Origin of the sequence: Streptomyces sp. H27-D2 (assembly GCF_035828615.1) — a bacterium.
In the GTDB taxonomy this organism is placed as follows: domain Bacteria; phylum Actinomycetota; class Actinomycetes; order Streptomycetales; family Streptomycetaceae; genus Streptomyces.
On sequence record NZ_JAYMZR010000010.1, the window covers coordinates 1 to 8,975 of the forward strand.

The 8,975-nt window shown below is 71.4% G+C and carries 8 protein-coding genes; 1 reads left to right on the forward strand and 7 read right to left on the reverse strand.

The features are described from left to right. Nucleotides 1-322: 322 nt before the first annotated feature. The gene (locus tag QMK28_RS06220) at nucleotides 323-1,375 is read right to left on the reverse strand and encodes a LysR family transcriptional regulator (protein ID WP_326435983.1); all 1,053 of its coding nucleotides are present in this window, start codon (nucleotides 1,373-1,375) and stop codon (nucleotides 323-325) included. A gap of 62 nt (nucleotides 1,376-1,437) precedes the next feature. Here QMK28_RS06220 and QMK28_RS06225 point away from each other — a divergent pair, with 62 nt between their 5' ends. Next, nucleotides 1,438-2,787, forward strand: a complete 1,350-nt coding sequence (locus QMK28_RS06225; protein WP_326435984.1) for an MFS transporter — start codon at nucleotides 1,438-1,440, stop codon at nucleotides 2,785-2,787. Between the two features lie 83 nt (nucleotides 2,788-2,870). On the opposite strand, the gene QMK28_RS06230 is transcribed toward QMK28_RS06225, so the two are convergent. From QMK28_RS06230 to QMK28_RS06255, 6 genes are read right to left on the reverse strand one after another with little or no spacing between them, the layout of a single operon-like run. Continuing rightward, on the reverse strand, nucleotides 2,871-4,154 hold the full coding sequence (locus QMK28_RS06230; RefSeq protein WP_326436060.1) for a thymidine phosphorylase: 1,284 nt from the start codon (nucleotides 4,152-4,154) through the stop codon (nucleotides 2,871-2,873). Between the two features lie 31 nt (nucleotides 4,155-4,185). Beyond that, the gene (locus QMK28_RS06235) at nucleotides 4,186-4,614 is read right to left on the reverse strand and encodes a cytidine deaminase (RefSeq protein WP_326435985.1); all 429 of its coding nucleotides are present in this window, start codon (nucleotides 4,612-4,614) and stop codon (nucleotides 4,186-4,188) included. Continuing rightward, nucleotides 4,611-5,897: an ABC transporter permease gene (locus tag QMK28_RS06240; protein WP_326435986.1), complete on the reverse strand. Its 1,287-nt coding sequence runs from the start codon at nucleotides 5,895-5,897 to the stop codon at nucleotides 4,611-4,613. Before QMK28_RS06240 ends, QMK28_RS06235 begins: the two co-directional genes overlap by 4 nt. Next, entirely contained in the window at nucleotides 5,894-6,019 is a 126-nt protein-coding gene (locus QMK28_RS06245; protein ID WP_326435987.1) for a hypothetical protein, read from the reverse strand. The genes QMK28_RS06240 and QMK28_RS06245 overlap by 4 nt, the downstream gene beginning before the upstream one ends. Beyond that, entirely contained in the window at nucleotides 6,016-7,125 is a 1,110-nt protein-coding gene (locus QMK28_RS06250; protein WP_326435988.1) for an ABC transporter permease, read from the reverse strand. Before QMK28_RS06250 ends, QMK28_RS06245 begins: the two co-directional genes overlap by 4 nt. Then, on the reverse strand, nucleotides 7,125-8,732 hold the full coding sequence (locus QMK28_RS06255; RefSeq protein ID WP_326435989.1) for an ABC transporter ATP-binding protein: 1,608 nt from the start codon (nucleotides 8,730-8,732) through the stop codon (nucleotides 7,125-7,127). Before QMK28_RS06255 ends, QMK28_RS06250 begins: the two co-directional genes overlap by 1 nt. Nucleotides 8,733-8,975: the final 243 nt, after the last annotated feature.

Below are 8,975 nucleotides of genomic sequence, written 5' to 3' on the forward strand. Positions count from 1 at the left end.
GTGTATTTACGGGCCTGGCGGCCCACAAATACACGACAGCGTCCAGGACCTACCGCCCCTCCGGCCCCGACCCCTCGCGTCTCGTCGGCGACTGACGACCGGACGGGCCAGGGGGCTGACTCCGTGCCGTTCGGGCGGAACCGGCCTCGTATCCCGGCGGCGGCTACCGGACGGAGCAAGGCCGGCTCTGTGTGCCGATCGGGCGGGCCAGCCTCGCCGCTCGTCAGCGGCTGCGGTCGGGTCGGGATGCGGTCTGGTCGGGATGCGGCCGGTTCCGTACAGCTCGTGGGGTCGTCGCCTCCTGCGGTCGCCGCCTCGCGGCTCAGCGGGGCAGTAGTTGGCCTCGGCGGCTCAGTAGGAAGCGTTTGAAGGCGGCTACCGGTGGGGTGTCGGGGTGGCCGTCGAGCCAGGCGACGCCGATTTCTCGGACGGCTCTCGGGGCTGTGACGGTCAGTTCCACTACTCCGGGGCGGGGGACGGCCGGGGGTGGCAGCAGGGCTACGCCCAGGCCGGCGGCCACCAGGCCGCGCAGGGTTTCGGCTTCTTCGCCCTCGAAGGCGACTCTCGGTTTGAAGCCGGCCTCGGCGCAGACCGCGTCAGTGATCCGGCGCAGGCCGTAGCCCGGTTCCAGGGTGACGAAGAGTTCGCCGGAGGCCTCCGCCAGGCGTACTCGCTTGCGGGAGGCGAGGCGGTGGTCGTCGGGGACGACCAGGCGCAGGCGTTGTTCGTCCAGGCGGCGGGCCACCAGGTCGGGGGCGTCCGGGACCGGGGAGGTCAGGCAGAGGTCCAGGTCGCCGGCGCGGAGGCGTTCGATCATGGCCTCGCCGTAGTTCTGGACGAGTTGGAAGCGGATGCGCGGGTGGTCGGCCCGGAAGGCGCGGATGAGGCCGGGGACGGTTTCGGAGCCGAGGGTGTGCAGGAAGCCGAAGGCGACCTTGCCGCCGCCCGGGTCGGCGTCGGCCCGTACCGACTCGGCTGCCTGCTCGACCCCGGTCAGGGCGCGTTCGACGGAGCTGAGGAAGGCCCGGCCTGCCGGGGTGAGGGATACGGTGCGGCCGTGCCGGGCGAAGAGCGCCACGCCCAGATCGTGTTCCAGCCGCGCCATCGAGCGGCTGAGGGTGGACTGCGGGACGCCCAGCTGGTGCGCGGCGCGGGTGACGTGTTCGTGCCGCGCGACGGCGGCGAACTGCGCGAGGCGCGGGGTCAGGGTCGCGGCCCAGGACTCGGCGTCGATGTCGGCCGCGACCGAGGCGGTCGCGGCCGAAGTCGCCCCGGGTGGCGGGCTGACGGCGGCCGGCCGGGGCTGTGTGACGGAGATGTCTTTTCTGTTACTAGCCGGTGACAGGGAGGGCTGTGACCTCTGCTCATGCGCCATGGGATCGATTATCGCGTTTTCGTGCATTGGACGCATGAAAACCACGTGCATACGGTCATGACATGCCTCCTGCCGATATCGAGGCGTCTGCCGCTACCCAGCGGGTGGGCGCCTCCGCCTCGCCGTCCCCCATGATCGACCCCGACTCCACCAAGCTGCGCCCCGGTGGCCCCGGCTACCGCCGGATGAGCTTCGCCCTGTTCTCGGCGGGAGTCGCGACCTTCGCGCTGCTCTACTCCACCCAGGCGCTGCTGCCCGCGATCTCCGACGACCTCGGGGTGACGCCGGGCCAGGCGAGCTGGACCGTCTCCGCCGCGACCGGCGCTCTGGCGCTCGCCGTGCTCCCGCTCAGCGCCCTGTCCGAGCGCTTCGGGCGGCGCGCGATGATGACCGCCTCGCTGGTCGTCGCCGCGCTGGCCTCGCTCGTGGTGCCGTTCGCGCCCGACCTCGGCTGGCTGATCGCGCTGCGCGCGGTGCAGGGACTCGCGCTGGCCGGGCTGCCGGCGTCGGCGATGGCGTTCCTGGCGGAGGAAGTCCGTCCCAAGGCGCTGGTGGCCGCGATCGGCCTGTTCGTGGCGGGCAACAGCATCGGCGGTATGTCCGGGCGGATCGTGACCGGCTGGGTCGCCCAGGCATGGGGCTGGCGAGCGGCGCTCGGCGCGGTGGGCGTGCTGGCCGTGCTGTGCGCGGTGGTCTTCCAGCTGATGATCCCCAAGGCCCGGCACTTCACGCCGGGTTCGATCAGCCCGCGCGCCCTGGCCCGTACGGTCGGCGGACACCTGTCCGACCCGCTGCTGCGCCGGCTGTACGCGATCGGCGCGCTCTTCATGACCGTCTTCGGCGCGGTCTACACGGTGATCGGCTACCGGCTCGTCGAGGCGCCCTTCAACCTCCCGCAGGGCGTCGTCGGCTCGATCTTCCTGATCTACCTGGTCGGCACCCTCTCCTCGGCCGCCGCCGGGCGGCTCGTCGCCCGGCTGGGGCGGCGCGGCGCGCTGTACGGAGCGGTGGGCACCACGACAGCCGGGCTGCTGCTCAGCCTCGCCGACTCGCTCCCCGCGGTACTCGCCGGGCTGGTGCTGATCACGGCCGGCTTCTTCGCCGGGCACGCGGTGGCCTCGTCGTCGGTGAGCCGGGCCGCCAAGACCGGTCGCGCTCAGGCCTCCGCGCTGTACCAGACGGCTTACTACCTGGGCAGCAGCATCGGCGGCACGGTCGGCGCGCTCGCCTTCCACGCGGCGGGCTGGACCGGCACCGTCGTGCTCGGTCTGGTGGCCGTACTCAGCGCCGCGGCGATCACGCTCTACGCGACCCGCAAGGCGCTCGCCGAGCGACGCGCCGAGTCGCAGGCGGCTGCCGCCGCCGCTACCGCCCGGACCCGGACCTCGCGCGCCATGGCCGTCCGCGTCTGAGCAGCCGGCCCATATGAGCCCGAAGGGGCCCGCCTCACCACCTGTCCTGGTGGGGCGGGCCCCTTCGACTGTGTGCGTGTCGACTAAGCGATGCGGTCCCGGATGATCGGGGTCGGGGTGAACGCGGTGCCCGGCGCCGCGATCCCGGCCGCCCCGGTGAGGGATTCGAGGGCGTACGCGAACTTCTCCGGGGTGTCCGTGTGCAGGGTCAGCAGCGGCTGGCCCGCCGTGACGCTCTCGCCCGGCTTGGCGTGCATCTCGATGCCCGCGCCCGCCTGCACCGGGTCCTCCCTGCGCGCCCGGCCCGCGCCGAGCCGCCAGGCCGCGACGCCCACCGCGTAGGCGTCGAGGCCGGTGAGGACACCGGTCGAGGCGGCGGTGACGACGTGCTGCTCGCGCGCGAGGGGCAGCTTCGCGGCCGGGTCGCCGCCCTGGGCGATGATCATGCGGCGCCAGCAGTCCATCGCCGAGCCGTCCGCGAGGGCCTTGACGGGGTCAGCGTCCGGGAGCCCCGCCGCGTCGAGCATCTCGCGGGCCAGCGCGAGGGTCAGCTCGACGACGTCGGCCGGACCGCCGCCCGCCAGCACCTCGACCGACTCGCGGACTTCGAGCGCGTTGCCCGCCGTCAGCCCGAGCGGGGTGGACATGTCGGTGAGCAGCGCGACGGTATGGACGCCGTGGTCGGTGCCGAGGCCGACCATCGTGGAGGCCAGTTCGCGCGCGTCCTCGATCGTCTTCATGAAGGCGCCGGAGCCGACCTTCACGTCCAGCACCAGCGAGCCGGTGCCCTCGGCGATCTTCTTGGACATGATGCTGCTGGCGATCAGCGGGATCGCCTCGACGGTGCCGGTCACATCGCGCAGCGCGTACAGCTTCTTGTCCGCGGGGGCGAGGCCGTCGCCCGCCGCGCAGATGACCGAGCCGACGTCGCGCAGGACGGCCATCATCTCGGCGTTGGTCAGCTGCGCGCGCCAGCCGGGGATGGACTCCAGCTTGTCGAGCGTGCCGCCGGTGTGGCCCAGGCCGCGCCCGGAGAGCTGCGGCACGGCCGCGCCGCAGGCGGCTACCAGCGGCGCCAGCGGGAGGGTGATCTTGTCGCCGACGCCGCCGGTGGAGTGTTTGTCGGCGGTCGGGCGCGGGAGGGAGGAAAAGTCCATCCGCTCACCGCTTTGGATCATCGCGGCGGTCCAGCGGGCGATCTCGGCGCGGTCCATGCCGTTGAGCAGGATCGCCATCGCGAGCGCGGACATCTGCTCGTGAGCGACCTCGCCACGGGTGTAGGCGTCGATGATCCAGTCGATCTGAGCGTCGCTCAGACGGCCGCGGTCGCGCTTGGTGCGGATGACGGAGATGGCGTCCATGGACAGCCCTTCCTTGCGTTCGACTTCGGGTACATGTTCAGCGTTCGAGGTCGGCGGGGCCGAAGGCGTCGGGCAGCAGCTCGCTCATCGGGCGGATGCCCGAGGCGGTGTCGACCCGCAGCTCAGGGCCGCCGTGCTCCCACAGGAGGTGGCGGCAGCGGCCGCACGGCATCAGCACGTCACCGTTGCGGTCGCAGCAGGTGAAGGCCGTGAGCCGGCCGCCGCCGGTGGCGAACAGCGCCGAGATCAGTCCGCACTCGGCGCACAGCGCGACACCGTAGGCGGCGTTCTCCACGTTGCAGCCGACGACCGTACGACCGTCGTCCACCAGCGCCGCCGCGCCCACCGGGAAGCGCGAGTAGGGGGCGTACGCCAGGGTCATCGCGCCCCTCGCCCGCGCCCGTAGCGCCTCCCAGCCCTCGGGAGAGGGAACCTCGGGAGAGGGAACCTCGGGGGCGGCGCTCATGAGCCCTCCCCTCGCCGGTATGCCTTGCCGATCGCCTTCGGGGCCCGTAGCCGCTGTGCGGACAGGGCCAGTACGAGCAGCGTGGCGACGTAGGGGGTCGCGTCGACGACCTCCAGCGGCACCGTGTCCGTGAAGGCGTACCAGAGCACGAGCAGCACCGCGAAGAGCAGGCTGAGGCCCGCCTGAAGCCTGCCGCCCTGCCGCCATTTCCAGGCCGCGAGGGCCACCAGCAGCACGGCGAGCAACAGCAGCAGCGCGTGCACGACGGGGCCGCCGCTGCGCAACTGGAGGCTGTCGGTGTAGCCGAACAGGCCCGCGCCCATGGCGAGTCCGCCGGGCCGCCAGTTGCCGAAGATCATCGCGGCGAGGCCGATGTAGCCGCGCCCGCCGGTCTGGCCCTCGTTGTAGAAGTGGGTGCTGATCGCGATGAACGCGCCGCCGAGGCCGGCCAGGCCGCCGGAGACGAGTACGGCCGCGTACTTGTACTTGTAGACGTTGACGCCGAGCGACTCGGCCGCGACCGGGCTCTCGCCGCAGGAGCGCAGCCGCAGGCCGAAGGAGGTGCGCCAGAGCACCCAGAAGGTGCCGACTATCAGCGCTACGGCGAGCACGGTCAGCCAGGACACGTCGGTGACCAGGCCGCCGAGGAAGCCGGCGAGGTCGGAGACCAAGAACCAGTGGTGTTTCTCGATCGATTCGAGCCCCGGTGAGAGGCCCGGCACGGTGATCGAGGGCATGTCGTCCATCTGCGGCGAGGTGCGGTCGGTGCCGCCCTTGATCTGGGCCTCGCTGCCCTCCTCGGCGAACCACTGCTTCGCGAGGTACTGGGTCGCGCCGAGCGCCAGGATGTTGATCGCGACGCCGGAGATGATGTGGTCCACGCCGAAGGTGACGGTGACGACCGCGTGGATCAGTCCGCCGAGCGCGCCGCCGATGACGCCCGCCGCGGCGGCGGCCCACGGCCCGTACTCCCAGCCGACCGCGCCCGCGGCGAAGGTGCCCATGATCATCATGCCTTCGAGGCCGATGTTGATCACACCGGCCCGCTCGGCCCACAGGCCGCCGAGCCCCGCGAGGCCGATCGGCACCGCGCCGGCCAGCGCCGCGTTGATCTGGCCGGTGGAGAACATCTCGTCAGTGCCGGTGATCACACGCAGCGCGGACAGCAGGATCAGTCCGGCGGAGATCAGCAGCAGCACCACCGGGAAGGTGAGCTTGGGGCGGAGCTTCTTCAGTCCCGCCGTTTTGGGCCGCTCGGGCGCGGTGGCCGTGTTGCCGCTCATCGCTCCCCCTCGCGGGACTCGGCGGCGCGGTCGCGGAGCGCACTCAGCTCGTGGAGGGCGCTCGACTCGGGGAGCGCACTCGACTGGCGGCGCGCCCCCGACTTGACGGCTCGCTCGCTCACGCGCCCACCTCCACGTTGTCGTTCTTACGGGCGGCCTCGGCGGCGAGCTCCTCGCCGACCTTCCGCTGCTGGCTCTTGAGCCCGTACCGGCGTACGAGCTCATAGGCGACCACGACGCACAGGACGATGACGCCCTGTATGACGCCGACGATCTCCTTGTCGTAGTCCTCGAATTCCAGCTGGGTGCCGGTGCGTTCGAGGAAGCCCCAGAGCAGGGCGCCGAGCGCGATGCCGACCGGATGGTTGCGGCCGAGCAGCGCGATGGCGATGCCGGTGAAGCCGATGCCGGTCGGGAAGTCGGTGCCGTAGTTGTACGACTCGTTGAGCAGCGTCGGCATGCCGACCAGGCCCGCGGTCGCGCCGGACAGCACCATGCTGGTGACCACCATGCGCTTGACGTTGACGCCGCTGGCGTCGGCGGCCGAGTCGGACCGGCCGACGGTGCGCAGGTCGAAGCCGAAGCGGGTGCGGCCGAGCACGAACCAGTAGACGACGCCGACGAGCACCGCGATCACGATGAAGCCGTAGACCGGCTTGGGCTCGGTGGGGATGTCGAAGAAGTGGCTGGAGGCCGGGATCGGTTCGGTGAAGACGAGGTTGCCCTCCTTCTTGCCGAGCCGGCCCGCTTGCAGGAAGTAGCCGATGACCGACGCCGCGATGGCGTTCAGCATGATCGTGGTGATGACCTCGCTGATGCCGCGGGTCGTCTTCAGCAGTCCGGCGATGCCCGACCAGATCGCGCCGACCAGCATCGCGGTGAGGATGATGAGCGGGATCTGGATGATGCCGGGCAGCGCGAGCGCGCCGCCGACAGCCGCGGCGCAGAAGGCCGCGAGGCGGTACTGGCCGTCCACGCCGATGTTGAACAGGTTCATCCGGAAGCCGATGGCGACGGCGATTCCGGCGAGGAAGTACGGGGTGGCCTTGTTGAGGATGAAGACCTGGCTGTCGCTCTTGGTGCCGAAGTCGATCATGATCTCAAAGGCGTGGAACGGCTCCTTGCCGGTCGCCAGGATGATCAGCGAGGTGATCACCAGCGCGGCGAGGATCGCGAGGACCGGCGCGGCGATCCCGAGCATCATCCGGTTCTTGTCGAACTTCTTCATCAGCCCTCCTCCCCTTCCCGCGGCTCGGCCGCGGGCGGCCGGACCGCTCGCGTCTCATCGGCCGGTGAATCGTCGGCCGTCGGCTCGTCCTCGACATGCGCGAGGTGGCCGCTGGCGGCGCCGGTCATGGCGGAGCCCAACTCCTCGGGGGTGATGGTGGCGGGGTCGGCGTCCGCGACCAGGCGGCCGCGGTACATCACCCGCAGGGTGTCGGAGAGCCCGATCAGCTCGTCGAGGTCGGCGGAGATCAGCAGCACCGCCAGGCCCTCGCGGCGGGCCTCCTTGATCTGGTCCCAGATCTGCGCCTGCGCGCCCACGTCCACGCCCCGGGTGGGGTGCGCGGCGATCAGGAGCTTGGGGTGGTGGCTCATCTCGCGGCCGACGATCAGCTTCTGCTGGTTGCCGCCGGAGAGCGAGGCCGCGGTGACCTCGATGCCGGGGGTGCGGACGTCGTACTCCTCGACGATCCGCGCGGTGTCGCGGCGGGCGGCGCCCAGGTCGAGCAGCCCGCGCTTGCTGTTGGGCCGCTCGGTGACGTGGCCCAGGATGCGGTTCTCCCACAGCGGGGCTTCCAGCAGCAGTCCGTGCCGGTGCCGGTCCTCGGGGATGTAGCCGATGCCGGCTTCGCGGCGGGCGCGGGTCGGGGCCTGCGAGATGTCGGCGCCGTCCAGGGTGACGCTGCCGCCGTCCGGCACCCGCATCCCCATGATCGCTTCGACCAGTTCGGCCTGGCCGTTGCCCTCCACACCCGCGATGCCCAGGACTTCGCCCTGGTGGATGGTGAAGTCGATGCCGTCGAGCACGGACCGTACGACCCCGTCCGGGTCGGTCGCGCGCAGTTGCAGCTCGCGGACCTGGAGCAACGGGGTGTCGGTGACCGTCGACTCGCGGGTTTCCGGCGAGGGCAGTTCGCTGCCCACCATCAGCTCGGCGAGCTGCTTGGGCGTGACGTCCGCCGGGTGCACCGAGGCGACGGTGGTGCCGCGCCGGATGACGGTGATGTCGTCGGCGACCGAGAGGACCTCGCCCAGCTTGTGCGAGATGAAGATGACGGTGAGGCCCTCGGCCTTGAGCTCGCGGAGGTTGTCGAAGAGCGCGTCGACCTCCTGCGGGACCAGGACGGCCGTGGGCTCGTCGAGGATCAGCGTGCGGGCGCCGCGGAAGAGGACCTTGAGGATCTCGACGCGCTGGCGGTCGGCGACGCCGAGGTCCTCGACGAGCAGGTCGGGGCGGACCCCGAGGCCGTACGCGTCCGAGATCTGCTGGATGCGGGTCCGCGCCTTCGCGCCGATGCCGTGCATCTTCTCGGCGCCCAGGACGACGTTCTCCAGGACGGTGAGGTTGTCGGCGAGCATGAAGTGCTGGTGCACCATGCCCACGCCGCGGCCGATCGCGTCGGCCGGGCTGTGGAAGGAGACCTGCTCACCGTCGACCGAGATGGTGCCCTCGTCCGGCCGTTGCATGCCGTAGAGGATCTTCATCAGGGTGGACTTGCCGGCGCCGTTCTCGCCGACGAGCGCGTGGACGGTGCCGCGGCGCACGGTGATGTCGATGTCGTGGTTGGCCACGACTCCGGGGAACCGCTTGGTGATTCCGTGGAGTTCCACGGCATTGGGTCCCGTGGGATGGGGTTCCACGGCATGGGAGCTGCCGGAAGCGGCTCGGGGGCCGTTGGGCGCACTGCTGGACGCTGCGATGGCGCACTCTCCTCTGGAGGAAGGAGCGGGGGCCTGGACGGCCGGACGGATACCGGACGCGCTCCGGCTGGGCGAGGGTGGGGCGGTGGGGCGAAGGTGCTGCCGTGGAGCAAGGGAGGCTGGGGGGGGAGGGTGACCCTATCCCGCCAACCC